The sequence below is a fragment of the Nostoc sp. genome, from assembly GCF_036916735.1.
In the GTDB taxonomy this organism is placed as follows: Bacteria; Cyanobacteriota; Cyanobacteriia; order Cyanobacteriales; family Nostocaceae; genus Nostoc.
Genome location: NZ_JBALFV010000121.1, coordinates 239119 through 263625 on the forward strand (window position 1 = coordinate 239119; position 24507 = coordinate 263625).

Here is a 24507-nt window from a genome sequence, read left to right on the forward strand (position 1 = left end):
ATCTTTACTAAGCTCGTTTTCGTCCACTGGTACGACGCGTTCGTCTTAGTGATGCGTCATATTCTAAGACAGCGCCCATACCAAATAACACTCCACTAAACACCCAAAACACTTCTAATATCTCTCCACTTTGATAACTGGGGCCTTGGGCATATTTAAACCACATATCTGCAATGTAAAGCGAAAAGGCCGCAGCTGCAATCATTCGCCAAGACTGAGAAACTCTTCCTCCCCAAAAGGCTAGTAGCAGAGTGGTAGCAATAATTAACAAAATTACATCGCTAACTACGTAAAACCAATTCAAAATAGCGACTAGCAGTTCTGTGGGTTTTTCTTGTTGCATAGAAATCCACCATGCCAACAAACTACCGAACACTGCAATTGCTAATACAATTAGCCACTGCCATTTTTCCAGATTGATTCGCCTGGAAGCCACAGCTAAAGTCATGCCTGCGCCAAGTAATAGATAAGTTAGTACAAAAAATATATCGCCTACAGACACATCCGGTTCATCTTTTAAAACTATTTCGGTATAGCCGAAAATTATCCCCCCGACGAAATAGGAAAGCATACCTAAGCCAATCAAGAGCCAAACATTTCGACCACTGACGATTTGCGGACTAAGCCAGTTCCTCAAGCATAAGATACCGGCAGCCAAATAAGCGAAAGCTTCAAAAATATTTGTGCCAATCACATACCACTGGGCACGGCTTTCTATGCCATTTGCTCCGGGAACTTTGGCACTAAACAACAAAAAGTATAGCAGTGCCAGTACGGCCCAGCCAATATTAGCTAAGACAATGTTCTGAGTGTTGAAAATGGATTTAGAAAGGAACGAATTCTCGTAAGAGTTATTCATAAGACTTGACTATGTAGATGCTCTCTGGCAATATTTTGAGTTAAAAGACTGTATATCTAGCACTGTGTCTGCTAAGTGAGTTACAATCGGACACCAAAAGCAAGTGCCATTGGCAGGAATTTTGTTACTGCCATAGTTTACCCAGTGGCGATTGATTTAGCCAAGTGATAAACAGCGATCGCTCGGCTTCTGGCATATCTTCTAGCTTATAAATCACTTGTTTGGTAAAATTAGCGTTGCCAAAATAAGCTTTTCCTAATCGATGCAGTTCTTGTAACAGGATAACTACATGATTTTCTTGCCAATCAGGTATTTTGGCTGTCGGTAAAGGATTAGTAGATACCAAATATTTAACTGCTTCTAGGGAGGATGTTTGGGGAAATTGCTTCTGCTTAAATACCTCTGCAATATCTTTTTCAAATAATGCAGCTTGCCTAGCACCTAAAAACTCTTCAATATCGATAGAAACACCTTGCAACAGCAAAATACTGGCTTGGATTAAAATCGCCGTTTTGCCATGACCACCTGTGTCACTATCTAGCTGCTCTAAACGGATTTTACCCCAAACACTAAAGCGTTCCGGTTCCTCTAGCAAAACACAGGCTTTGCCTCGGTTATCCGTTAATTCTCTCCATAAGCCTCTAGCTTCTTCCTCTTGACTAGCTTTGAATACGCTAATCAAGCGAAAAGTCTGCCCTTGATAACTAAGGATCGGCACCTGCTGATCCTTTTTTGGGTGCTGAATGCTTGATATTTCAACATCCTGCCGTTTGAGAATAAACATGGCACTAGCAAATAACTCCTCACAGGGGCACTCTTAATATGGAATATATAATGGCATTTGGCAGCATCGCCAAGGCTGAAATTACCTAGCATACTGTGGAAATGAGCCTAGCGATCGCCAGTCCTTCCCGAAGCTAGCCGCCCAGAGGACGGTGGCGTTAACAGGCAAATAACTTGTTGACAACTCAATATATCTAAACCAATACCCCATCTGTTTCGTTTTCGGTGTAGATTAACTAACTAGCGACTAGCATCTTAGCCTTGCTAGTGGTAAATCTGCAATTTTCCATTGCTTGTTGGTACGCGAAAACGATATAATAGTTTAGATGACTCTTTTGGGAGCCATGAATTTATGTTGGGCGCGTAGCTCAGTGGATAGAGCAATTGCCTTCTAAGCAATCGGCCGCAGGTTCGAACCCTGCCGCGCTCGTTTTAACTCAATATGAACCCTTAAGCACTGTAAAGTGATATGATTATTTTCTCGATTGAGGGTTCGTTATTGCTGCATCATACTAAGAACAAAGGTGATATTGCTGCTACGAAAGCAATTGCCAATCTAACACTTAAAAAATACTTGATTCTCACACCAGTTGTTTGTGAGCATTTACCTTTTGATTTTGTTGCTTACAAAGACGATAAATTTTACAAAATACAAGCTAAATATGCGGGAGATAATAGAGTAGTCAATAAAACTATTTGGGTAGATAAAAATGGTACTCATCAGAAGAAGTATAAAGTAAATGACTTTGACTTTTATGCTGTTTATCTGCCTGATATAGATAAAGTTGTTTATCCATCAATTAACTTTAATGGTTGCTACATAACTACTCAGATACCTAATTCAGCTACACCGTTTTACTGGTAAGGAGATTTTACAGATTTAACTGAAGTGGCACTTAAACGGACCTACAAGGAGTTTGGCGTTGATTTAACAACTAGAAGGGTTAACTCAGACTCTAGAATTCATACAAGAAAAGTTGAAAGGCCATCGAAAGAGAAATTATAAATACTAGTTTGGGAAAAGCCAACCGCACAAATTGGGAGAGATTTTGGCGTGTCTGATAAGGCTGTGAAAAGTGGTGTAAGGCTTATGGGGTAGAAAAACCACCTAGAGGGTATTGAGTGAAGAAAACTTGTAAAAAAGTGAAAACACAGTTAACAGAAACTGGAGAAGATATTAAATCATCAATAATTAATGCTTCTTAGGGAGCAAATTTAGAGAACTATAAAAGCAACAGACTTAGCTTTTGAACCTCAAGTCTGCCAATAAGGCTAAAACTTTTAACTTTACGCTGACTGCTTCGTGAATACCAAAAGCCCGTGACGAGGATTGAACTCGTGACCTCACCCTTACCAAGGGTGTGCTCTACCACTGAGCCACACGGGCGAAATATGATTCTGATTTCTTGGTTGTAAGTTACAATGCTGGTAGCTTTGCTCTTTACCCAGTCATTATAACTTATAACTTCGTAAGTGGTGGGCCGGGCTGGATTTGAACCAGCGTAGGCGCTAGCCAACGGATTTACAGTCCGTCTCCATTAACCACTCGGACACCGACCCAATTTGTCTCACGATTTAAAATATTAGCATCATGTTTTATAAATTGCAAGTGATTGGAAAAATAACTTATGGATAGAGACGCAATAAAACTGCGTCTCTACCAGATATATACAAAATACTAGTTACACGCTCATCTCCAGCATTCGTTGCATTGGTCGCAGTGCAGCAAGGCGAATATCCTCTGACATGGTAATTTCGGGAGTACGATTTTTCATTGCCCAGTAGAGCTTTTCTAGGGTGTTTAACCGCATAAATGGACATTCATTGCAAGCACAGTTATTCATCGGCGGTGCAGGAATAAAATGCTTGTTAGGGGCTAATTTTTGCATTTGGTGAATGATTCCCGGCTCTGTAGCAACAATAAATTCTTTGGTGGGGCTGTTTTGACAATACTTGAGTAAAGCGGCTGTAGAACCAATAAAGCTGGCATGACGCAATACACTGCTTTCACATTCTGGGTGTGCGATCACTTCTGCTTCGGGATGAGCAATTTTTAATTGGACAATTTTCTTTTCCGAAAAGGTTTCATGGACAACACAGCTACCTTGCCATAGCACCAAATCTCGCCCAGTCTGTTCCATCACATAACGCCCTAAATTCCGATCTGGAGCAAAAATAATCGGCTGTTCCTTTGGTATTTGCTGGACAATTTTCACAGCGTTGGAACTAGTACAAATAATATCGCTCATCGCCTTGATATCAGCAGAGCAGTTGATGTAAGATACCACTAGATGATCTGGATGCGCTGCTTTAAAAGCTGCGAATTCGTCTGGTGGACAACTGTCTGCTAAAGAACAACCAGCATCCAAATCTGGTAAAAGTACTAATTTATCGGGATTGAGTATCTTTGCTGTTTCTGCCATGAAGTGAACACCAGCAAAGACGATCGCATCCGCATTGGTTTTTTCGGCGGCTCTTGCCAGTTGTAATGAATCCCCAATAAAGTCGGCAATATCCTGAATATCTGGCTCTTGATAATAATGTGCCAGGATAACTGCGTTGAGTTCTTTTTTGAGACTCTCAATCGCCGCAAACAAATCTAGTGGTAGTTCACCCGGTTGGGTTTTTTCTCGTTGAGCTAATGCAGTGGTAAACACAGTTTAGGGGTGCTTTATGTTGCAAATTTATGTCCTGTGGATTCAATTATAGTAGTTTTTACCAAAAATAGTGGACGGTTGATATTTTCGGGTTGTGTCCAAATCGGGCTGAGTTTCATATCCTGGAGATAGACGGCAAGGAAAGTGGCATGACCAGTCAGAAAACTCAATCGATAAACCTCAAAATTGCTGTAGTTGGAGATATTCACGACCAATGGGAAGTGGAAGATAGCGTTGCACTCAAGCATTTGGGTGTTGACTTAGTGCTGTTTGTGGGGGATTTTGGCAACGAGTCAGTGGAAGTGGTCAGAGCGATCGCCTCTCTCGATATTCCCAAAGCAGCCGTAATGGGCAACCACGATGCCTGGTACACCGCTACCGAGTGGGGACGCAAAAAGGCTCCTTATGACCGCTCTAAGGAAGACTGGGTACAAAAACAACTTGATTTATTAGGCCCGTCCCATGTCGGTTACGGTAAGTTAGATTTTCCCGCCTGGAATTTAACTGTAGTGGGGGGTCGTCCCTTTACCTGGGGTGGCCCGGAGTGGAAATTCGCGGAAATCTGTAAAGAACGTTACGGTGTGAGGAGTTTGGAAGAATCTGCTGATCGCATTTTCAAAGCAGTTAAAAGCGCCGCTTACGAAACGATTATATTTTTGGGTCACAATGGGCCTAGTGGGTTAGGCGATCGCCCCGAAGATCCCTGCGGCAAAGACTGGCATCCAATTGGTGGCGATTTTGGCGATCCAGATTTTGGCGAAGCGATTTCTCAAGCCTTGACTGCTGGTAAAACCATTCCTCTGGTGACATTTGGTCACATGCACCATACTCTCAGACATACTAAGGTGCTGCGGAAATCTATCTTTAGAAGTCCAGAAGGGATAATTTATTTAAATGCGGCTAGTGTACCACGGATTGTGGAAAATGACAGCGAGAAGTTGCGTAACTTTTCCATTGTCACCCTAGAAGCGGGTATGGTTTCGCAAGTTTCCCTCGTTTGGGTGGGGAATGACTTTCAGGTGGCATCAGAGGAAATTTTGTATGAGCGATCGCGTAGTGTGTCGTAGACATTCGCATTCAGTAGTGCAATCTGCGTAGATGATAGGGTATAGTATGAGCTGTCAGCTTTAGTGCTAACCAAAAAAAGCGCCTGAATAGCGTCTGAAAGTAGGGTAGGCACAAGTTTGACAGATTTACTGGAGAGGTGGCAGAGTGGTCGATTGCGTCCGACTTGAAATCGGATGAGGCTAAAACCTCCGGGAGTTCGAATCTCCCCCTCTCCGTTGAAAGTTAAAGCTAGATTATTCTTTGTTCAGTAAGATGTGAAATATTGATTGCACAGTAAACATACTGAGCAATATTCTGATAAATTAACAGCTAGTTGGTAATCGTTCCCTAATTGAACTTTCCAGAAGTCACTGGCTCAGAATAGAAACATTTGCAGAACATTTGTACTATTATAGCCTATATAAGTTAAATACTGGAGGAATTTTTAGATGGTAAAAGGGAGTCGTTTCCTCCGGTCGAAACGACTACGCGCCAGCCTCTGGTATGCGGCTGATGGAAAGTGTCAACTGTGCGGGTGCGATATGCCTTCAAATTGGTATGCAGATCATATTATTCGGTGGGCAGAAACTCACCGAACTAATGTTCATGAAATGCAGGGATTATGTCCTCAATGCCATTACACGAAAACCGCACAAGAGAATATAAAAATGACAACTGCCAAGCAACTCGACTTATTTTCAGAACCTTCCCATCAGCAGCTAAATTTAAGTCAGCAAATAAATCTAAGAAAACATCAAGCCGAGTTTCTAGAGATATGTAAACTTATCAAGGCAGGACAGCCTATCAAAAAAATTTTAATGTTGGTTACATCAGGAGGTGGTAAAAGCTTAATTCCAGTAATTGGTGCCGCGCAACTAATTCCAAATCAGCCTTTTCAGCGAGGTTTATATGGAAGTATTGCTGATGCAATATGTTGGATAGTCCCAAGACGAAATTTACAAAAGCAAGGAGAAGAAAATTTTGATGATGCTTTTTTTAAACAATATTTAGCGCATGAACACAGAGTGATGGCAAATAAAAACGAGCCTAACCCATGTAAGGGAATGTCAGGCTATGTAGCTACGTACCAAGCAATAGCAGCTAACCCTGACCTTCATGCTCAAGAGTTTCGGCACAAGCGCTACATTCTGGTGTTGGATGAGTTTCATCATGTTGAAGAGGGGGGAATTTGGCATCGAGTCTTACAACCATTGGTAGATGAAGCAGTTTTACTAATTCTCGTAACAGGAACCCATGTGCGTGGAGATCGCCAGAAAATTGCTTTTATGCCCTACAAACAAACTCCTGCTGGTCTTACTCCTAACCTGACTTGCACTGACGAAATAAAAGTGATTGAATATACGCGAAGTCAAGCTCTTAGAGAACGTGCTATAGTTCCTCTTCATTTTGAGTGGGGAGATGGAAAGGCTGAGTGGATTGATGAAACGGGACAGAAATGTTCAGTGGAAAGTTTTGCAGACGCTGGAGATTATACAGGTATAGCACTTCAAACAGCGCTTAGTACAGGATATGCTCGTCAGTTATTAAAAAACTGTGTTAATAATTGGCAACAATATAAAAAAAATAACCCTCGTTCCAAATTACTTGTACTTGCACCATCAATTTCAACAGCTAACCAATATCTCGACTGGTTGAAAGAGCTAGGAATTAACACAGCTGTTAAAGCAACAAGTGATGAATCGAAAGACGCGCAGTCTGCGATTAAAAAATTTAAGAAAGACTATCAATCAAGAGATACAAAAGCAGTTGATGTTTTAGTAACTGTGGCAATGGCATATGAAGGGCTTGATGTTCCAGCTATTACCCACGTTGCTTGCTTAACTAATATCAGAAGTGTACCCTGGCTGGAACAATCATGGGCAAGAGCAGCAAGAGTTGACAGAAAAGCAGGACAATTAAAAAATTTAGGATTAATTTTTATTCCCGATGATCAGTTAGCTCGCCAGTGTGTGGAGAAAATTCTTACAGAGCAAGAGATTGTCTTAAAAGAAAAACAGCAAAATGAAAGAAAAATTTCTGGTGCTGGCAATAATGGCATTAATGAAGAAAACAGCAATCAGCAAATAAATAATTCTATTATTCCATTATATTCAAGTTTGACCCGCTCAAGAGCATCTGATCTAAGTACTGGGGAATCTGTTGATTATATAGAAACAGAAATAATTCAATCAACGGCACAAACATTGGGAATTAGCAGTAGCACAATTACTTTGAAACGATTCATAGAAATGTGTAATTCAAAGTTAACACAAAGAGAATTTAACAATATAGAAAGTCTTCCACAAGAATCTTTAACTGGAAGTGAAGAAATAGATATTATGCGGGACAACATTGAGAAATATGGCCGCAGCTATGCAATGAAAAATAAACTAGACTTTAAAACCATAAATAGGCAGATTGTCAAATATTTTGGCAAGTCTCGTAAAGCAATGACACTTGAGGAACTGGGACGTGTGTGGGCATGGCTACAAAACAACTATCCAATTACCGATTGAAGGCTCACATAGAAACTTTAGGAAATGCTGGAGATTTAAACGCACTACCTGGTTCACGGTCTTGGGCAATTGCTGTCAAATTAGAGTTGCAAGCAGTTCTACATGATGCCATGTTTAATGCTCAACAGTTAAAAGCATGGCGTGACTTGATGAAGGAATACGATGGTTATCAGCAACTTGTTGATGAGCATGGAAAGCCTTTCAAAACCTATGAAGAATTATGCAAAGCACAGCCACCTTTTGGATTGGGTTGTGAAGCATCAGATATTGACAAAATTATTAAGGAACTAGAATCAAGCAATACAAAAACATTTGAGATAGAAGATAATCACCTAAACAATTGGGGAAGTTCATCAAAATATTTGGAGAAGTTTTCTAAGCTCATTCAAGATTTACCAGATGAGCAACCTATCAATGCAGCATACATTGCTAAAGTGTTGCAGACCGTACTCAGTACCGGACACAATTGGAGACAACGTTGGCTCGATTTAGGATGGATTGAACGATTATCAGGTCAGAAACGTGGTTATTATCAGATTACAGAAGAAGGACGAAAAGTGGCCAGAGACTGGCTAGAACGAGTACCATCTGCTACTTTGAAAGGCGGATTATGGCTTAACATACCTCGTCATAACTCTAAGAAAGCAGCAGAGGAACTAATTCAAGCTTTAGACTCTGAGCAATTAAGAGAACTTCACAGCCTGATCAGTAAATCGCTCAATCAGGATTCGCCCTAATGGTTATGCTTACTCACTAACGTTGCACAAGCGTTGTGTTGTAGAACCTCAAGATACGTAGCTAATTATAGAAATCTCAGAAACCAAGTTATCCAAGATGTATGGCAATTTGTTAAAGAGGAATTTAGACTACAGGCGATCGCTCCTTCTTGTTTTCTGCCTCTCTCCTCATGCTTGCATTGTGCTAGCATAAGTAAAAACCCTACTTTGAGGTAAAGCGATGGCTACCCTTTATGTAAGAAATTTACCCGATGATTTGTATGCAAAACTGCAAGAGTTAGCGGCATCTGAACACCGTTCAATTAACGCCCAAGTTATAACTCTGTTAGAACAAGCTTTGAAAACTGAAGCGCAGCAAATAGAAGACCAGAAACGACAGAATGTACTTAAAGTTCTAGAAGAAAGCCGTCAGCGTCGCCGTGTGAATCCAGCAGACTTTGGATTACCTGATAGTACTGAACTGATTCGAGAAGACCGCGACAGATGACCACCCCTGTAAGATGCGTGTTAGATACCAGTGTGTGTATCAAGTATTTTATTGCTGATCCACTAACCGCCAAAGTTAATCAACTTTTTGACCATTTTGCTAATCCACAGACGGAAATATTTGTTCCAGACCTCTTTTACATTGAGTGCGCTAACGCCTTATGGAAGTATGTCCGTGCAAGGATGTACACTGCTGTTGAGGTTCAGACAGATTTAGCCACTCTCAAAGCTTTTCCGTTGCGTGTTGTCTCCACGGCTGATTTGATGGCGGATGCAGTTGCGATCGCCTTAAATTATGGAATCTCCGCCTACGATGGCTCTTATGTCGCACTTTCACAGCAGGTTAATGCTACTTTGCTGACTCTGGACGGTAAGTTGGTAAAAGCTTTAGCACCTTCGTCTTACAATGTTTCCTGGTTTAATGACTTCGAGGTTCCGCCGTTGGAGTCAATGTAGAAGCGATCGCTTTTCTTCACTATATGTATTCAACCCCAAAGTATTGGATAAGACTAAACATCTCAATACATCAGGGTTAGGGATGAGTTCAGACTATATTACACTGAAGTCAGAATCATTTGGAATAATTAAGTTGCCCGATCAATTTTTTGCACTTCTTCATCAGATAGTTTCACATTAATAGCTTGTGCTGAATCTTCAATGCTAGAAACCTTGCTAGCACCAGGAATTGGCAAGATAGCGGGCGACTTGGAACGCAACCACGCTAAGACGATATTATATACTGAAACGCCTTTTTCTTTAGCTAAGTTACCGATCACAGGGATATCTTGTAAGTCCTGATGGCGACGCCTACCACCAAAGGGACTCCAAGGCAAAAAGGTCAATCCTTGCTGGTCGCAATACTTCAATACGCCGTCATTTTCTGGCTGTCGTTGCCAAGGGCTGTATTGATTCTGCACCGAAACAATATCCACCACATCTCGCGCCCGTTTAATTTGTTCAACGGAAAAGTTAGAAACTCCTACAAACCGAATCAAACCTGCTTCCACTGCTTCTTTAACTGGTGCAAGGGATTCTTCAATTGTGTAATTAGCATCGGGAGAATGGTATTGCCACACGTCGATGGGTTTAGCACCACCAAACGCCTCAAAGCTGACTCGAATTGTTTGGCGCAAATGTTCTGGATTGCCGTTGCTTGTCCAGTTTCCATTAGGACGCATTAACCCGCCCTTTGTTGCCACAATTACTTGGCTAACATCGCCTTTATAACTAGTAAGTGCCTTGTGAATTAGCCGCTCGTTGTGGTGCTTATCTGACTCATCTTTACAGTATGAGTCGGCAGTGTCAATAAATGTAATACCAAGATCCAAAGCCCGATGAATAACTTCGATTGATTGCGATTCGGGAGGGCGATTAGAAATTGACATGGGCATACCACCCAAACCGATCGCACTCACAAAAATACCAGTTTTTCCTAGCTGTTTGGTTTCCATGCTTCTAGCTCTAGCTTCCTGCCCCAATTATCTATCAGCTAGCCAAAGCTTTTTTCACGATTGATCATAAATCCTCCCTGGTACTTAGACTCGGTGTTGATTGAATAATCCATAAGTGCAATACTCTACTCACGGGTTAGGTATTAGCCCTCTTGCATAAATCAACAAGAACCCTACCCCCAACCCCTCCCCTTGCTAAGGCTATCGTGTATATACAAATTATTCGATCCCCCTAAATCCCCCTTAAAAAGAGGGACTTTAAGAACTTTCCTCCTTGAAAAAGGGGGTTAGGGGGATCTAAACGCTGTTAGGCAACTTTATGAGACTTGTGTATACACCGTAGCCTTGCTAATGGGAGGGTAGCTAAAGCGCAGCTTTGGCGCGGTGGGGTTCCCGGTATTATGCTTAATTGGCTGGACATGATATTACAGCATTGCATCGACTAACAATGGCATTGCATCGATTAACAATGGCATTGCATCAATTAACAATGGCATTGCATCAATTAACAATGGCATTGCATCGACTAACAATGGCATTGCATCGACTAACAATGGCATTGCATCGACTGACAATGGCATTGCATTGACTGACAATGGCATTGCATCAACTAACCAAGATGCTCCTACTAGTTTTAAAAAGTATGGTTCTCAAATATGTAGATTTTCTAAAAAATTATGTATTAAATAGCTACTAGCACTATATTGCAAAGTTGATAAAGCTGATGTAATTAACCAAAAATTCATTGAATTATGAAACCATTAGCATTAGGTAGTTCCTTGTTAGCTATTGTTGGATCGGTAGTTAGTTTAACACTGCCTGCAACAGCAATCAACGCAGCATACTTTGCCAAGACAACACAGAATCTTTATTTGCCTACTACTGCATTTCAGGAACTCAGGCTAGGGGAAATTCTTCTTCCCCGTGGTAAGTGGATAGTTAATTATTCAGCGACAGCTGTAAATACTGGATTCAATGCTACGGTGCGATGCTATGTCCGCGCCAAAGAAACAGGTGAGATTCTTTCTATACACGCAGCAATCGTTGGGGTACAACTGGGTGCATCTGTGGCATCTACAATCAGTGGGGTTACACTCGTTAATTTAAATGAGCCAACTAGAATGGTTCTTACCTGTTCCCACGATGACACTGATAGGACACCTTACATTGATAGTGGCGCTGAGATAGCCGCTTACTAAGCAAGCCTTTAAAGGATATTTCTAAAGTCTAATTTATTACTCGTCGGGCGAATATAATTCGCGGCTACACGAGACTTTACCCATCTCCGTGGGTCAGCAAGCCCTTGATTTTGCATTAGTCCACGGAGGTGGACTTCGCTTGTATAGTAGCGAATTCTATTCGCCCAATACTTTAAAAACCTTATTGCGTTATGGCAGCGACTTTAGGATACTGGAGTCGTTTTGCTCATTAACACAACCTAGTCAACTACAAATACCCACTTTGTCAGTTTGTCTAATTAAGCTATGTTTGGTAAATAGAATAAGTAGCAAGCCTATATAAGCGGCTGTTATTTCACATTTGACATAAAGCATTGTGAGTGCAAAACGTCTGCCAGAAACCATTGCCCATGTCAGAATTACCCGCCAATCCTGGCAACACGGCTTTCTTGAAGGTGAAGTGAGTGCGGGTGAGTTTGAGTGGCATTTCCAGTGGCATTTTCGCCGGGGAGAACTTGCCGTCAAGCCTTCCCAAGGTCGCGCCTTAATCAAAGAACCCCTCGGTCGATTCTTGGAGCAACAAGATTATCAGCTAGAACCTGGAGGAGATTATGCTTTTACTATTCGGGCGCAACTTTAAGCGCAACTTTAAAAGTTAAAAGCCATTCAATTTTGGATTTTAGATTTTAGATTTTAGATTGAATCCAAAATCTAACAATTTTGAATTTTAGATTTGAAATTTTTCCTTTAATCCAAAATTCAAAATTCAAAATTTATAATTGGCTGATTCAGTGAGGCGATTTAGGTATCTTTCGATTAAGAGGATGGCAACAATGTCATCTATCGGTCTTGGTGGCTGTCGCAGACCCTGTGGCAATAGCTTTATTAGCCCTTTGGGCGGGAACATTTGCCAATAGCGATCGCGTGCTTCTAAGGTTGTGTAGCGCTCATCTACTAAAATGATACTCAACGGTTCTGTCAATTCCTGATATAATTGCTGTCTCCACTGCTTGGCTGTAGTTTGGTCGCCCATCACCATCAAAGAAATCGGAAACTTTTGACGCAGTGTCTCAATGGTAGCGATCGCCTCTTTTGCTAGCACAACCTGATGATAAAACAATTGCCGATCCAGTCCCATCACCGCTAAACCACACTTATCTCGACCTGGATCAAAACCCAATATGACTGGTTGCGTTGGTGGAAATTCCCGGAAAGTCATAAGAAATTAAAAATTAAAAATTAAAAATTAAGAATTAGAAATGAATAAATGCAATCACAGCAATTATTTTCAATGCTGTTCGATATGTTTAAATCTTACTAATAAGAGTGTGCAAATAATGTTTTAAGTACTAAAAATAATTTGTCCATTGACTATTGCCACTAATTTTACTCTCAATGGTCCGGCTGTATAAGTGTCCTCTGCTGCGATCGCTTTAATCTCCAATGGTTGATTGTACTGTCTTAATTGGCTGACAAAGCGTAAGAAAGTCCCTTCTACTTGCACATCTTCGACAATTCCAGCATTACGGGCCCGAAATTGGGAAGCAGAAATCAGTATTTCTAGTCGCTGCTGTAACTGATAAGATGTCATGGTTTTGGAATCAGCAGTCGTTGTGGCCAGCACTGCGCCTCCCGAAAAAACCAGTTGATTGCGGGCTGTATCGGTAAAAAATTCTATCTGCTTTTCTCCCCTAACGTAATTACCAGCCGAGAAAATTCGCACGACGTATTCTTGACCATCGCTAATCGGCTTGCTCAATTGGTCAACCCTATCTTGAGTTACGCGCAGTAGCTCGACATTTGCAGGATTTGCCCCAGGCTCACTTAATTCGAGGTTAGCATTGCGATTAGCTTCTTGTAAAAGTTGTACCACTGCCTGACGAGCAGCAGCAGGTTGGGTAACACGAATTACAGCAGCAGAGAGAACTTGACCGCGAACTAAGGCCAGCTTACCTAGACGCAGGTCGCGGTAAGACTGATAATATTTTTCCAACCTTGCAACTTCCATTTCTAGTTGCTCTTGTTGTGTTTCCAAGTCTTTGAGGCGTGATTCCCGTGTGGCAATCACTTGCTCTCGCGCTGCAACTTCTACATTACGCTTTTGAATCAATTGATCGAGTTGGGAGATTTTTTGATCGCGCACTTTTATGCCTTCTTGACGATTAGCAAGTTCGTGATCGCGTTTTTCAATAGCTGTTTTGGCTTCGTCAATAGCTTTTTTAGCTTCAGCGTACAGTCGTTGACGTTCTGTCTTCAGTAGTTCAACAGCCGCCTGTAGCTCCTTTCTCTGATTGTAAACGCTTTGCAATTCAGCTATAGCTTTTTTGTACTGAGTTACAACTTGTCCTAGCTGCCCTTGAGTGCGTTGGAGTTGAGTTTGAGTTTGGGCTTGTTGACTAATGGTGCGGTTCAACTGAGCTTGTGTTTGGCGTTGTTTGGCATTCGCCGCCTGCAAATATTGATTAATTACCTGCAAGTTTTGTTGTGCTTTTGCTTGGGCTATTCTTGCTTGGTTTAACTCACTCTCTACCTGACTTTTTTGAGTTTCTGCTGTTTTTAGCTGTTCTCGCTTCTGTCTAAGGTCTGTTTGAATATCTTCTAACTCAAAAACTCCCTTTCGCAAACCTTCGTCGGCAGCGAATAAAATTCCTAAAGTTGATGCTGAAATCAAACCGCCCGTAAAAATAGTTACTAGTACAGCAGTATTTTTCGGACGAAGGTTAAAAAGTGAGAGGCGGGCTTTGCCAACTCGTGTGCCAATGCGATCGCCTACGGTTGCAATTACGCCTCCCAGAATTAAAATTGCTGCGATGAGGATGTATCCGGTGGTCATCTTTAGCTACCGAAATCCTTCCAGATACAGCCTACTACTTTTAACCATTGTCTGGAAATAAGTGGAAATTGGCAATAGCTGAAATTATTCAATTTTAGATTTACCTCTAGCTATTAGTGTCATTTTTCAAAATACAACACGCGCCGATTCCCCTTTCTCCAATTGTTTTTATGTGAACTGCCTACTTAAGGTAACAGGCTTATGCACAGTAATCTTCTTTTTGTGGATAGAAATCATCTTTTTCTCACGCAAATCTCCCAGTAGCCTAGTAACGGTAACACGAGTTGAACCAATTGCTTCTGCGATCGCTTGATGAGATAACTTCAAATCAATTGTGATTCCATCTGCACAAGGAACCCCAAAATCTCGACAAAGAATTAACAAAAAACTCACCAACCTAGAACCCATATCTCGGTGAGCGAGAGTTTCAATCATCATCTCCGTCTGTAAAATGCGCGAAGACAGACCTCGCAGCATTAACATTGATAATTCTGGATTTTCCTTGAGTGCTTGCTCTACTTGTTCAATTGGCGCTGACAGTAATTCCACAGGCGTAAATGCAACCGCATGGTAAAACCGATCCGACTTATTTCCCGTCAGCAATGACAATACACCAAAAACACTATTTTCCCGCAGCAGCGCTACCGTTATTTCCTCTCCTGCCTCATACACCCTGGAAAGTTTAACAGCACCTTTCAAAAGAAAATAAACTCGTTCGGCAGGATCGCCAGGAAAAAAGATCGTTTTATTGCGTTCAAACGTTTCCACAACTGGCGGAAACGCCCCGGTCGCCATCTGACGAAATACATTTGCTAGGGCTTTATCTTGTGTCACGATCATCTCCCTTCCCCTACCCAATGCCGGAAAAACAAAAACTGATTATCTAAGAATACACCTGAAAAATGAATAAAGCACCGTCAACCTTTCTGTACTTTCCTATACTCAAACTAATCTCTTCATAACTCTTTGTTTATAATGATACATAATTGTTGATCCTTTCAGCTACTAATTGTTGATAAGTACTTCCAATAGCTATATTTACAAGGGTTTTTTAAAGAACAAATAAAGTTATTTTGAAAATATCTTTAGGAAAAATCAAGATTTTTGTCACAGCAAACACTCTTACCAATATTCATTTTTGCAAATCCTGTATAAAACAAAGACAAAACGTGCCTCAGATTCTAGTATGCTCCTAGATGATCGATCGCATTAACAATTTATATGCTAAATCTGACTGGAAAAAATGCTCTTGTTACAGGTATTGCCAATAACCGCTCGATCGCCTGGGGCATTGCCCAACAGCTGCACAAAGCCGGAGCAAACCTGGGTATTACCTACCTACCCGATGAACGCGGCAAGATGGAGAAAAAAGTTGCAGAATTGGTAGAACCTCTCAACCCCAGTTTATTTCTTCCCTGTAATGTTCAAAATGATCAGCAGATTGAATCTACCTTTAAGACAATCCACGAACAGTGGGGAAAGCTAGACATCCTGATTCATTGTCTTGCTTTTGCCAGCAAAGATGATTTGAGTGGAGATTTTAGCCAAACTTCTCGTTCTGGCTTCAACACCGCCTTAGAAATCAGTACCTACTCATTGGTGCAGTTAAGCGGTGCAGCTAAACCTTTGATGACCGAGGGAGGTAGTATCGTCACTTTGACGTTTTTAGGCGGTGTCAAAGCAATCCCCAACTATAACGTTATGGGAGTTGCTAAAGCTGGGTTAGAAACAAGTGTACGTTACTTGGCTGCTGAACTAGGGCAGCAAAATATCCGCGTCAATGCCATCTCTGCAGGCCCTATCCGCACTTTAGCATCTTCAGCAGTAGGTGGAATTTTGGATATGATTCATCATGTAGAAGAAGTAGCTCCCCTACGACGCACCGTCACTCAGCTAGAAGTGGGCAACGCTGCCGCTTTCTTATGTAGTGATTTGTCTAGTGGTATTACTGGACAAGTTCTATATGTAGATGCAGGATATGAAATTATGGGAATGTGACGCGATAAAGTTAGGAGTTAGGAGTGAGGAGTTAAGAGTTAAAAATTTATAACTCATAACTCATAACTCCTAACTTTTAACTCTTTCCACTCCCCATGCAAACAACCAAACTAAATTCAAACTACGACCAGTCAACTAAAACCCCTCGGATTGCGACTGTTCACCGCACCACTGGGGAAACTGCTGTGCAAGTTACCATCAACCTGGATGGTAGAGGAACTTGCACGGCAGCAACAGGCGTTCCGTTCTTGGATCACATGTTGCATCAAATTGCCTCCCACGGGCTGATTGATATAGATGTTCAAGCCAAGGGAGACTGGGAAATTGATGACCATCACACCAACGAAGATGTAGGCATTACCTTGGGCCAAGCTTTTAACCAAGCATTAGGTGACAGAAAAGGTATTGTCCGCTTTGGTAATTTTCTCGCGCCACTGGATGAAGCCTTAGTTCAGGTAGCACTAGACTTTTCTGGACGCCCTTACCTCAGCTACGGTTTGCAAATTCCTACCCAGCGTGTAGGAACCTATGACACTCAACTTGTGCGCGAATTCTTTGTGGCGCTGGTGAACCATAGCCAAATGACACTGCACATTCGGCAACTAGATGGCATTAATTCCCATCACATTATTGAAGCGACATTTAAGGCGTTTGCGAGGGCAACGCGGCTGGCGGTGGAAATTGACCCTCGTCGTGCTGGTCTAATTCCTAGTTCTAAAGGTGTTCTGTGAAAGGAGTCAAAAGGGGCATGGGGTATGGGAAAAAGGACTTGAGGACAAGGAAAATCAGAGACAAGGGCAAAGACTTGTTGCAAGTTCTCACCTCTTGTCACCTTGTCCCCACTCCCTACTCCCCAGTTCCCGATAATTGACACACTGCTCCGTGATGGTTATTATCAGCCTACTGGGTAATTAGTAATTGAACCGAGATGAAGTCTGTTGCAGATGACCCTGATTCTCAACTTAGTACGACAGACACTTTGCCAGTAGTGCTGACTTCTGAGTTACGAAAAGTCTATCGGACTGGTTTTTGGTTAAATCAAAAAGTCGTATCTCTCAAAAACTGTTCTTTAACAGTTTATCAAGGCGAAACCTTTGGGTTGCTAGGGCCAAACGGTGCTGGTAAAACCACCCTTTTAAAATTATTGCTGGGAATTATTCGCCCTACCTCTGGACGGGGCTTATTATTGGGTAAGCCAATAGGCGATCGCACTATCAAGCAACATATCGGCTATCTGCCAGAAAATCCCTATTTGTATGACTATCTCACTGGCTGGGAATTTTTGCAGCTAACCGCCGGGCTATTCCAAATTCCCCAAAGTGTCCAACGCCAACGCATTCCCCAACTGCTGGAATTAGTGGGTTTATCCCAAGCAGATGCCCGCAAAAAGCTGCTGCGTCGCTACTCTAAAGGAATGCTACAGCGTGTCGGTATGGCACAGGCGCTAATTAACGAGCCAGATTTAGTTTTTCTCGATGAACCGATGTCTGGTCTTGATCCTGTGGGACGCTACCAAATGCGGGAAATTATCCTGGCGCTAAAAGCTGCTGGTAAGACAATTTTTTTCAACAGCCACGTTCTTAGTGAAGTAGAACAGATTTGCGATCGCATTGCCATCCTCGCTCAAGGTGAATTAATCTGCTCTGGTTCCCTGAATGAACTCTTAGGCAGAAACAACACATATCACGTCAAAGGTCAAGGTGGTGACTGGGAAATTCTGAAAAAATGGATACCCAGTCTCAGATTTGAACCTGATGGTTCCTGGCAAGGTACACTACAAGACGATTACTATGATTTTCTCGCCAGTCTTCGTCTTATGGAAGGTAAAATTATTGCCATGAACTTGTCGCGTTACTCTTTAGAAGAGTTTTTTATTCAACAAATCCAAAAAAAAAATAACTTACTGAATTAGTCTTCCTGTTTATTGCCAAAAGTAAGTTTTGGGTTAGCTTAAGAAGCAAAAACCAAATTTTATGCCTTTTGGAGTTAATCTTTCTGAAGCCAACCGACAAAAAACCCAATTAAAATCTCTTGTTAAGTTTAGTTTTATTGAATGAAGTTGCTGATAAGTTTGGTACTAATAGTAAGTTTTAAATCACAGTTAAAATGTCATATAATTGATTTTATAAGAAAACTTTCTTCATCATTGCCTGATTAATTAATAAAAAAATCTTGGCTCAACTGCGTTTATTTATGTAAATGCTAATATTTTTTATAATTCCTATATTCAAATTGGCTTAACTTTAAATTATCTTCATTAAAAATTCAAATTAAATAAACAAATTTTCTCCGGAAAATCACACTTTTCGAGGAAAATAAGAGTGTTGGGGAACTTGAATACTTAGGTATAGTCCAAATAAAAATGTTTAGACAGTACATTATTGATTGTAGTTTCAGAGTCTCAGGTAAATATGTTTAATACAAGTTTGTTTAAATTCCTAACTCAGCCAGTTGTGGGTGTGGCTTTGTTAACTACTGTCAATGCGGTTGTGCCATTTGCCAGTCTAGCTCAGGGACAACCATTACCACCAACAACACAAACACCAACTACATCAACACAATTAGATACTAATTATTCATTAGGAGGCGGCGATCGCATCCGTGTAAATGTATTTGAAGTGCCTGAATACACAGGCGAATATCAAATTCCCCCAGGTGGAGCAATCAACCTACCTTTAATTGGCAGTGTGTCAGTCCTTGGTCTAACAACTGAACAGGCTGCTGACGAAATTGCTAGAAGATATGCTCGCTTCCTCAAACGCCCTTTGATTTCAATAAATTTGTTGTCGTCTCGTCCTATCAATGTTTTCGTTGCCGGAGAGGTGACACGTCCAGGAGCTTACACTCTCAACTTGAGCGGAAGCGCGGGAGACAATCCAGGCGTACAATACCCCACTGTATTAGCCGCACTGACAACAGCGCAGGGGGTAACCTTGGCTGCGGATGTGACTCAAGTTCAGTTACGGCGTAAAATAGGACGCTCCTCAGAGCAAACCGTCAGTATTAATTTGAAGGAACTCATCCAAACAGGCAGGTTATCACAAGATATTACCTTGCGGGATGGAGACACTATAGTTGTGCCAACTGCAACCAATTTCAACGTCGCAGAATCCCGCAATATATTTGCATCTAACTTTGCCGCTAGCCAAACCACACCCCGCACTGTAACAATTATTGGTGAAGTTAACCGTCCCGGTTCATATCTTGTCACCCCAGCTAACGCAGATGCACAAGGAGGAGGCGCAACTACTAATAGTGGTACTGCTTCTCCCTCAGGTCTACCAAATGTAACACGGGTAATTCAACTAGCTGGGGGAATTACAGCACAGGCTGATATTCGTAATCTCAAGCTACGCCGACCTACAAGAACTGGCTCAGAACAAGCTATAGATATCAATCTTTGGCAATTATTGCAAAGTGGTGACGCCAATCAAGATATTATTGTGCAAGACGGAGATACAATTGTTATTCCGACGGCAACTGAAATCAACCCCGCAGAAGCTACTCAATTGGCTACCACTACTTTATCTCCTGCACGCATTCAAGTTGGTGTGGTAGGTGAAGTTAAAAAACCAGGGTTAACAGACGTTCAGCCGAATAGCTCTTTAAATCAAGCTATACTCGCTGCTGGAGGATTTAATGATGCTAGAGCTAGTAGTAGTGCTGTTGATTTGATTCGCCTCAACCCTAATGGTTCTGTTACTAAACGTATAGTAAAAGTGGATTTCTCTGCTGGTATTAATGAGCAAACTAATCCCATACTCCGCAATAATGACGTTGTAGTAGTCAACCGATCTGGTTTAGCTAAAACTGGCGATACCACAAACACTATAACTGGGCCTCTAGGTGTTATATTTAGCATTTTGAGGGTGTTCGGACTCTAGTTTAAGATAAGGATTAAATTCGGGGCGTCGGTCAAATCTTTGCGCCCCAAAATTGCACTAACTATGAGTCACGGCTCAATAGTCAAGAGTCAATATAGCCCTATTTAATCATTTGTGAGAGACAAAAAAGTTGAAAAGCTTATAAATCGGTCTTTTTATCTCCGTCTTTTTTCACAATTTAATTTGGATTGCTATAGAAAAGAATTATAGAATATTATCGTACTTTTATGGGAAAGCAAGCTACGCAACCTCTCCACAGGATAAAACAAGACTAGGGTACAGAACTAGCTTGTATGGAGCGATCGCTTCCTCGAAAATTGTATTTTATATCTCAATTTTAGACTTTTTTAGGTAATATTACTCGCTTAAAAATACTGTAGACCTAAAGTCTTCCCTGAAAATTCTTAATTTACTATTGATAGGCTTTTTAAAACTTTATTTTAGTTACTTTGATTTTGATGATAATGATAATCATTACAAGAATAGAGTACTAGATTACTAATCTATGTATAGGTTTTGAAGATTTATTTATTATCATAATGATAATAAATATGTAAGTAAATTAGCTGATTGATAACAGATATATATCTTTACCACAGAGATCGCGTATACACAGTACAATAATGTCGAAGTTGGAAATGACGCCATTTGTACAGTTGCTTGGTGTCCATTAATGGAATAGCTCTGCATACTGAATCATTTTCCTTCAGTACTTTTACTATACAATTGCTATTTTTTTAGAAGACAAGCTAAAAAGGCTTTTCAGGTATATCTACGTGGGAATTCTCAGGTTGAAACCTGATAAACAATGTATAAACTTACAAATGGCAGTTACACAACTGTATCCAATACTGAGTTACTGACTAAGGCTAGAGTTACTGACCGTTAACGAATCAGTTTTTGCAACATACCCTATTTTTCCCTATGATGATTCATGGTTTAGGTTTTCTCAGTTTGAGCGCATCTCTTGTACTTCCCTGGGCATTAACAAGTCTAGTTCAAGCACAGAGAGTAACAGAGTCTTTTGTTAAAGATGTTCGTCACTCATTCACAGATCAAGAAATGCCACTACCAAGCCGCAAGCTGGTCAGTGCTATTTCAACTGCAACAACATACTATGTTAGTGGTAAAGGAAACGATAAAAATAGCGGACGCACTACCTCATCCGCTTTTAGAACAATTCAAAGGGCGGCAGACCTGACTAACCCTGGGGACACGGTACTTATTATGGACGGGGAATACAACAATGCATACCCATCTGGAGCAGTGATAGATATTGAACGCTCTGGAAAGGCAGATGCATGGATTACGTATAAAGCATACCCTGGACATCGACCGAAACTTCAGCATAATGGATGGCATGGAGTTTGGATTAACGATGGAGCATCATATATTGAAATTAACGGGCTGGAGGTTGCAGGGAACAATAGCATAATCAAACCTAAGTATGCGCTGAGTCAGAAGAATAACGACTCAAACCCCTTGACTAATGGAAATTGCATCAGCATAGAAGGAGGAGAAAATGGTCACTCCCATCATATAAGAATTCTCAACAACAAGGTACATGATTGTGGAGGTGCAGGCATTACAGCCATTCAATCAGACTATTTAACAATAGATAATAACGAGGTGTTCAATAATGCCTGGTACTCAGTTTATGCCTGTAGTGGCATTTCGGTGCTTAACAGTTGGAATTCTGACAACAACCGAAACTACAAGATATTTGTGACCAGAAATAAGGTCTACAAAAATCAAATGTTTGTTGCCCCAATTTCTAATCACAAAATCCAAGACGGTAATGGCATTATTATTGATCGTGGAATGAATAAGCAAAAAGGATCAAGATTGAGTGCGTATCAAGGACGTACTTTGATTGCCAGCAACATTACATATAAAAATGGTGGTGGCGGCATTCACACATTCCAAAGTGAGAATATCGATATTGTCAACAACACTAGTTATATGAATAACCAAAGTCCGGAAATTTTATACGGACAAATATCGATTAATGCTTCAAATAATGTCAACGTTTTCAATAACATCCTTTATTCTGAGCGTGGGAAACCGATAAACGTAAGATACGGTGGTAACAATGTCAGGTTTGATTACAACCTCGACGCTAATAGTTCCTTGATAAATGTTTCTGGGCCTAGTGATATGATTGCAGATCCACTATTTATGAATGCTCCGGGTGGTGATTTTAGGTTGAAGTATACCAGTCCGGCAATCAATAGTGGTATGAATTTCAAGAGTGTGAAAACCGATTTTATGGGTGGCTCTCGTATGAAGGGTTCACGACCCGATAGAGGAGCATACGAAATGCGGTAGTAACCTAAGTTGCGGGTTATTAATCTCTAAGCTCGACTTTATCCATTTGTTTCGCAACGCCATTGCTTCAGATGAAACCTTTGTGGCACAGTAGTTTTACTTTTTTAACTTCATCTATAATCGTTGACGTAGAAAAAGTATTTGCCAAAAAGTCAGGGTTTTCGCCGGAGAAAGAAAATCGAATTCTTAATTTTGGATAAAGTCGAGCTAAGAACTTGTGGTGAAAAGTTGTGCGATCACTGACGACAAAGTTTGCGGTCGCGCGACCGCAACCATTTTTATATGTTACTTTTATTTTCTTGTTTTCGGTTAATACTGATTATTTTTATCAGGTGCAAGATATGAGCCTCTAATTAGCGGCGCTCGCCACTAACAATATATGAAAGATGCAGATTTTTCATCACTTTATGAAAGCCTTGCTGTATAAGGGTTCCAAAATGTGCATCTTAGGAGTCATTTCTAAAACTTCCACATCGGTATAAGTAAGTTGGCATGATAAAACCGATGTATGTTTAGTTTTATAAAAACTCTGAAATGAGCAATTTATAAGCTGTTTCCTGATTTGATATTTCATCAAATAGGTCGATTTTTTAAAACCGACTTATTTAGCAGTAGATAGACGAGTTTATCTAATTTAGATTTACAAATTATATGTGGAACAACTTACTGGCAAAAATATCTTTACAGGTGGTGCAGGTGGCGTTGGCGTAGCGTCTTGCACAGAAGGTATTGCTTTGTTTTCAATACATACACTTTGAAAAATTTTTCAAAGTGATAAATAGTTGACTAGCCTTTTAATATGCTGTAAGTTGATGTCTTGTAAGCTAATCTGTGAAACAAGCAAGAGATCAACAAGCAAAATTTTCGATATTACTTGAGTTTTGATAAGTTTTTCTTATAATTTCAGCATTAACGATAAATAAAATATTTAAATTCGCAGAGTTGCGTTGACTACAGCATCTAAGTTTGCGTGAAGGAGCGCCTTTGGGTGAATAAAAGCTAGTACTGCAAGGCGGAAATCACGCATTCAAAATTTCAAAGTCAAAAAGCTTGTGTTGTCAGCTTTTCCCTGATTGTGAATGGTATCTCAATTTACGCCGTGCTGTACTAGGTTGATTAGAACAATTAGTCTAGCTAGTTTTGCTCATGTAGTTTCGCTTTTTCAATATCGAAAATTCCTCAACAATTCTCTAGCATAAAAATATGAGATGGTTCCCAACAATAGCATTTGCAACTACTATTAGTATTTTCAATTTGCTAGGAAGCTCAGTTAAACAAGTGCAAGCTGTATCTCTGGACTACGCCTTTACACAATTAGGCTGGGAAGGTGGAGGTGTCTTGTCTGGTTCATTTTCTGGTGTAGATCAAAATAATGATGGGTTGATTTACACAAGTGAGTTAAATAGGTTTGATTTGATATTTTCTGGGAACTCCAAAGTTCCCCAAGAAAAATGGTCGGGTGTATCTAGTTTAAGTTCTTTTGGATTTAACTCTAGTAATTCTAAATTAGCTTTCTCAACTTCTGAAAATTTAGATGAGTATACTGCTAATATTGTTGGTTTACCTTATCTTAATTATATTGGCAAGCCTTTTCTTACCAACTATATTTCCTCTTCTGAAATTCAACCACTTATAGATGCAAAATCTATTCCCGAACCTACTTTTGGATTTGCTAGTTTAGCTGCTTTGAGTTTTGTTATATTACTTAAATTTAACAACTCCCGATAATGGTCAACAGCTAGCTTTTATC

Annotated in this window: 23 protein-coding genes, 4 tRNA genes and 1 pseudogene; 16 read left to right on the forward strand and 12 right to left on the reverse strand. The window is 40.7% G+C overall.

Features of this window, described 5'->3' with window-relative positions; genetic code table 11:
• Positions 1 to 7 precede the first annotated feature (7 nt).
• From V7L20_RS30410 to V7L20_RS30420, 3 genes are all read right to left on the reverse strand, one after another.
• Positions 8 to 859: a hypothetical protein gene (locus V7L20_RS30410; protein ID WP_334747642.1), complete on the reverse strand. Its 852-nt coding sequence runs from the start codon at positions 857 to 859 to the stop codon at positions 8 to 10.
• Between the two features lie 124 nt (positions 860 to 983).
• Positions 984 to 1643: an Npun_F0813 family protein gene (locus V7L20_RS30415; RefSeq protein ID WP_334747643.1), complete on the reverse strand. Its 660-nt coding sequence runs from the start codon at positions 1641 to 1643 to the stop codon at positions 984 to 986.
• 81 nt (positions 1644 to 1724) lie between these two features.
• Positions 1725 to 1853 carry a hypothetical protein gene (locus tag V7L20_RS30420; RefSeq protein ID WP_334747644.1) on the reverse strand — a complete coding sequence of 43 codons (129 nt, stop codon included), beginning with the start codon at positions 1851 to 1853 and terminating at the stop codon, positions 1725 to 1727.
• 146 nt (positions 1854 to 1999) lie between these two features.
• Between V7L20_RS30420 and V7L20_RS30425 the strand changes: the two genes are divergently transcribed.
• Positions 2000 to 2072: transfer RNA gene (locus tag V7L20_RS30425), tRNA-Arg, on the forward strand.
• A gap of 39 nt (positions 2073 to 2111) precedes the next feature.
• Positions 2112 to 2764, forward strand: a pseudogene (locus tag V7L20_RS30430) (group I intron-associated PD-(D/E)XK endonuclease).
• Positions 2765 to 2957: 193 nt separating this feature from the next.
• On the opposite strand, the gene V7L20_RS30435 reads toward V7L20_RS30430, so the two are convergent.
• The 4 genes from V7L20_RS30435 to V7L20_RS30450 form a co-directional block, all read right to left on the reverse strand.
• Positions 2958 to 3029: transfer RNA gene (locus V7L20_RS30435), tRNA-Thr, on the reverse strand.
• An 87-nt stretch (positions 3030 to 3116) separates the two neighbouring features.
• A tRNA-Tyr gene (locus tag V7L20_RS30440) sits at positions 3117 to 3202 on the reverse strand.
• A gap of 122 nt (positions 3203 to 3324) precedes the next feature.
• Positions 3325 to 4299 carry a quinolinate synthase NadA gene (gene nadA, locus V7L20_RS30445; protein ID WP_334747645.1) on the reverse strand — a complete coding sequence of 325 codons (975 nt, stop codon included), beginning with the start codon at positions 4297 to 4299 and terminating at the stop codon, positions 3325 to 3327.
• A gap of 14 nt (positions 4300 to 4313) precedes the next feature.
• On the reverse strand, positions 4314 to 4469 hold the full coding sequence (locus V7L20_RS30450) for a hypothetical protein (RefSeq protein WP_334747646.1): 156 nt from the start codon (positions 4467 to 4469) through the stop codon (positions 4314 to 4316).
• Here V7L20_RS30450 and V7L20_RS30455 point away from each other — a divergent pair.
• From V7L20_RS30455 to V7L20_RS30480, 6 genes are all read left to right on the forward strand, one after another.
• Complete coding sequence (locus tag V7L20_RS30455; RefSeq protein ID WP_334747647.1) at positions 4449 to 5366, forward strand: TIGR04168 family protein; 918 nt, start codon at positions 4449 to 4451, stop codon at positions 5364 to 5366. The genes V7L20_RS30450 and V7L20_RS30455 overlap by 21 nt on opposite strands.
• Positions 5367 to 5497: 131 nt before the next feature.
• Positions 5498 to 5582, forward strand: a tRNA-Ser gene (locus tag V7L20_RS30460).
• A gap of 432 nt (positions 5583 to 6014) precedes the next feature.
• Complete coding sequence (locus V7L20_RS30465; protein ID WP_334747648.1) at positions 6015 to 7862, forward strand: DEAD/DEAH box helicase; 1848 nt, start codon at positions 6015 to 6017, stop codon at positions 7860 to 7862.
• Entirely contained in the window at positions 7829 to 8599 is a 771-nt protein-coding gene (locus V7L20_RS30470; RefSeq protein WP_334747649.1) for a hypothetical protein, read from the forward strand. Before V7L20_RS30465 ends, V7L20_RS30470 begins: the two co-directional genes overlap by 34 nt.
• Before the next feature lie 220 nt (positions 8600 to 8819).
• Positions 8820 to 9086, forward strand: coding sequence for a FitA-like ribbon-helix-helix domain-containing protein (locus V7L20_RS30475; protein ID WP_190939174.1), 267 nt, complete (start codon positions 8820 to 8822; stop codon positions 9084 to 9086).
• The gene (locus V7L20_RS30480; protein WP_334747650.1) at positions 9083 to 9541 is read left to right on the forward strand and encodes a type II toxin-antitoxin system VapC family toxin; all 459 of its coding nucleotides are present in this window, start codon (positions 9083 to 9085) and stop codon (positions 9539 to 9541) included. Before V7L20_RS30475 ends, V7L20_RS30480 begins: the two co-directional genes overlap by 4 nt.
• 128 nt (positions 9542 to 9669) lie before the next feature.
• Here V7L20_RS30480 and V7L20_RS30485 read toward each other — a convergent pair whose 3' ends face one another.
• Together V7L20_RS30485 and V7L20_RS30490 are read right to left on the reverse strand one after the other, a co-directional pair.
• A complete protein-coding gene (locus V7L20_RS30485) occupies positions 9670 to 10536 on the reverse strand; it encodes an aldo/keto reductase (RefSeq protein WP_334747651.1) in 867 nt (288 codons plus the stop codon).
• 425 nt (positions 10537 to 10961) lie between these two features.
• Positions 10962 to 11138, reverse strand: coding sequence for a hypothetical protein (locus tag V7L20_RS30490; protein ID WP_334747652.1), 177 nt, complete (start codon positions 11136 to 11138; stop codon positions 10962 to 10964).
• Between the two features lie 150 nt (positions 11139 to 11288).
• Between V7L20_RS30490 and V7L20_RS30495 the strand changes: the two genes are divergently transcribed.
• Together V7L20_RS30495 and V7L20_RS30500 are read left to right on the forward strand one after the other, a co-directional pair.
• Positions 11289 to 11735, forward strand: coding sequence for a hypothetical protein (locus tag V7L20_RS30495; RefSeq protein ID WP_334747653.1), 447 nt, complete (start codon positions 11289 to 11291; stop codon positions 11733 to 11735).
• Between the two features lie 355 nt (positions 11736 to 12090).
• Positions 12091 to 12354, forward strand: coding sequence for a DUF3146 family protein (locus tag V7L20_RS30500; RefSeq protein ID WP_179067550.1), 264 nt, complete (start codon positions 12091 to 12093; stop codon positions 12352 to 12354).
• Positions 12355 to 12480: 126 nt separating this feature from the next.
• On the opposite strand, the gene V7L20_RS30505 is transcribed toward V7L20_RS30500, so the two are convergent.
• The 3 genes from V7L20_RS30505 to ntcA all read right to left on the reverse strand — a co-directional run bounded on the left by V7L20_RS30505 (position 12481) and on the right by ntcA (position 15387).
• Positions 12481 to 12933, reverse strand: a complete 453-nt coding sequence (locus tag V7L20_RS30505) for a resolvase (RefSeq protein ID WP_334747654.1) — start codon at positions 12931 to 12933, stop codon at positions 12481 to 12483.
• A 123-nt stretch (positions 12934 to 13056) separates the two neighbouring features.
• Positions 13057 to 14547: a DUF3084 domain-containing protein gene (locus V7L20_RS30510; RefSeq protein WP_334747655.1), complete on the reverse strand. Its 1491-nt coding sequence runs from the start codon at positions 14545 to 14547 to the stop codon at positions 13057 to 13059.
• Positions 14548 to 14715: 168 nt separating this feature from the next.
• Positions 14716 to 15387, reverse strand: coding sequence for a global nitrogen regulator NtcA (gene ntcA / locus V7L20_RS30515; RefSeq protein ID WP_010998529.1), 672 nt, complete (start codon positions 15385 to 15387; stop codon positions 14716 to 14718).
• 381 nt (positions 15388 to 15768) lie between these two features.
• Here ntcA and fabI point away from each other — a divergent pair, with 381 nt between their 5' ends.
• The 6 genes from fabI (at position 15769) to V7L20_RS30545 (ending at position 24485) form a co-directional block, all read left to right on the forward strand.
• Positions 15769 to 16545, forward strand: coding sequence for an enoyl-ACP reductase FabI (gene fabI, locus V7L20_RS30520; RefSeq protein WP_334747656.1), 777 nt, complete (start codon positions 15769 to 15771; stop codon positions 16543 to 16545).
• 95 nt (positions 16546 to 16640) lie between these two features.
• Positions 16641 to 17276, forward strand: coding sequence for an imidazoleglycerol-phosphate dehydratase HisB (gene hisB, locus V7L20_RS30525; protein WP_334747657.1), 636 nt, complete (start codon positions 16641 to 16643; stop codon positions 17274 to 17276).
• A 197-nt stretch (positions 17277 to 17473) separates the two neighbouring features.
• Positions 17474 to 18457, forward strand: a complete 984-nt coding sequence (locus V7L20_RS30530) for an ABC transporter ATP-binding protein (RefSeq protein ID WP_334747658.1) — start codon at positions 17474 to 17476, stop codon at positions 18455 to 18457.
• Positions 18458 to 18956: 499 nt separating this feature from the next.
• On the forward strand, positions 18957 to 20429 hold the full coding sequence (locus V7L20_RS30535; protein WP_334747659.1) for a polysaccharide biosynthesis/export family protein: 1473 nt from the start codon (positions 18957 to 18959) through the stop codon (positions 20427 to 20429).
• Positions 20430 to 21329: 900 nt separating this feature from the next.
• Entirely contained in the window at positions 21330 to 22757 is a 1428-nt protein-coding gene (locus V7L20_RS30540) for a right-handed parallel beta-helix repeat-containing protein (protein ID WP_334747660.1), read from the forward strand.
• A gap of 1203 nt (positions 22758 to 23960) precedes the next feature.
• Positions 23961 to 24485, forward strand: coding sequence for a hypothetical protein (locus tag V7L20_RS30545; RefSeq protein ID WP_334747661.1), 525 nt, complete (start codon positions 23961 to 23963; stop codon positions 24483 to 24485).
• Positions 24486 to 24507 lie beyond the last annotated feature (22 nt).

Excerpts from the sequence above, each read along its gene's own strand:
- V7L20_RS30410 (WP_334747642.1), bottom strand. The coding sequence starts at position 859 with ATGAATAACTCTTACGAGAATTCGTTCCTTTCTAAATCCATTTTCAAC.
- V7L20_RS30475 (WP_190939174.1), top strand. The coding sequence starts at position 8,820 with ATGGCTACCCTTTATGTAAGAAATTTACCCGATGATTTGTATGCAAAA.
- V7L20_RS30535 (WP_334747659.1), top strand. The coding sequence starts at position 18,957 with ATGTTTAATACAAGTTTGTTTAAATTCCTAACTCAGCCAGTTGTGGGT.
- fabI (WP_334747656.1), top strand. The coding sequence starts at position 15,769 with ATGCTAAATCTGACTGGAAAAAATGCTCTTGTTACAGGTATTGCCAAT.
- ntcA (WP_010998529.1), bottom strand. The coding sequence starts at position 15,387 with ATGATCGTGACACAAGATAAAGCCCTAGCAAATGTATTTCGTCAGATG.
- V7L20_RS30530 (WP_334747658.1), top strand. The coding sequence starts at position 17,474 with ATGAAGTCTGTTGCAGATGACCCTGATTCTCAACTTAGTACGACAGAC.
- V7L20_RS30505 (WP_334747654.1), bottom strand. The coding sequence starts at position 12,933 with ATGACTTTCCGGGAATTTCCACCAACGCAACCAGTCATATTGGGTTTT.
- V7L20_RS30465 (WP_334747648.1), top strand. The coding sequence starts at position 6,015 with ATGACAACTGCCAAGCAACTCGACTTATTTTCAGAACCTTCCCATCAG.
- V7L20_RS30490 (WP_334747652.1), bottom strand. The coding sequence starts at position 11,138 with ATGCCATTGTCAGTCAATGCAATGCCATTGTCAGTCGATGCAATGCCA.
- V7L20_RS30510 (WP_334747655.1), bottom strand. The coding sequence starts at position 14,547 with ATGACCACCGGATACATCCTCATCGCAGCAATTTTAATTCTGGGAGGC.
- V7L20_RS30480 (WP_334747650.1), top strand. The coding sequence starts at position 9,083 with ATGACCACCCCTGTAAGATGCGTGTTAGATACCAGTGTGTGTATCAAG.
- V7L20_RS30495 (WP_334747653.1), top strand. The coding sequence starts at position 11,289 with ATGAAACCATTAGCATTAGGTAGTTCCTTGTTAGCTATTGTTGGATCG.
- V7L20_RS30485 (WP_334747651.1), bottom strand. The coding sequence starts at position 10,536 with ATGGAAACCAAACAGCTAGGAAAAACTGGTATTTTTGTGAGTGCGATC.
- V7L20_RS30470 (WP_334747649.1), top strand. The coding sequence starts at position 7,829 with ATGGCTACAAAACAACTATCCAATTACCGATTGAAGGCTCACATAGAA.
- V7L20_RS30545 (WP_334747661.1), top strand. The coding sequence starts at position 23,961 with ATGAGATGGTTCCCAACAATAGCATTTGCAACTACTATTAGTATTTTC.
- V7L20_RS30415 (WP_334747643.1), bottom strand. The coding sequence starts at position 1,643 with ATGTTTATTCTCAAACGGCAGGATGTTGAAATATCAAGCATTCAGCAC.
- hisB (WP_334747657.1), top strand. The coding sequence starts at position 16,641 with ATGCAAACAACCAAACTAAATTCAAACTACGACCAGTCAACTAAAACC.
- V7L20_RS30455 (WP_334747647.1), top strand. The coding sequence starts at position 4,449 with ATGACCAGTCAGAAAACTCAATCGATAAACCTCAAAATTGCTGTAGTT.
- V7L20_RS30420 (WP_334747644.1), bottom strand. The coding sequence starts at position 1,853 with ATGGGGTATTGGTTTAGATATATTGAGTTGTCAACAAGTTATTTGCCT.